Below are 577 nucleotides of genomic sequence, written 5' to 3' on the forward strand. Positions count from 1 at the left end.
CCAAAAACTACGATTCTTTAAAGGTCAGCCATGAAAAATTATTCGGTCCAAAAAATCAGAATTACAAATTACATACCTACCAAAAACGTACCGGATATTACCTCACTTTATTAAAACATGACTACAAAGGTGCTATAAAACAAATTAATGAATTATTAAAAGATAGTCTTTATGTAAAAAACGATCTGGAAGAGCAAATGCTCGCGGATGCCTATTTTAGTAATGGACAAATAGACTCGGCCAAATATATTGTTGAAAAACAGCTTGATCAGCCATCTCAAAAAAACCATCCCGAAATAAGATACCATTTATATGAAATACTTGGAAAAATAGCCGAACGCAAAAAAGATGAAAAACTTGCCGCCAACAATTATAAACTGGCATTGGTCGAATTAAAACAAAACATCGATAATCTTTCACAGGTAGGCGATAAATCATCACAAATAAAAATTAACGAAGTACAGGGCCTTTATTATGTAAACTTACTTAAATATGAACGCGAGCGCCTATGGATGATTTTCGCTATTGCGCTGGCAATTTTAGCTGTTATAATTGTTGCTATTTTTTACCGTAGCAG

1 protein-coding gene is annotated in these 577 nt (G+C 33.3%); it reads left to right on the forward strand.

Annotation, left to right across the window (positions count from 1 at the left end; all coding sequences use genetic code 11):
- Window positions 1-577 (forward strand): hypothetical protein (locus AC1DQW_RS27910; RefSeq protein ID WP_477457057.1); only part of this gene is annotated, 577 nt, incomplete at both ends.

It is taken from the genome of Mucilaginibacter sp. P5_A4, assembly GCF_056400605.1.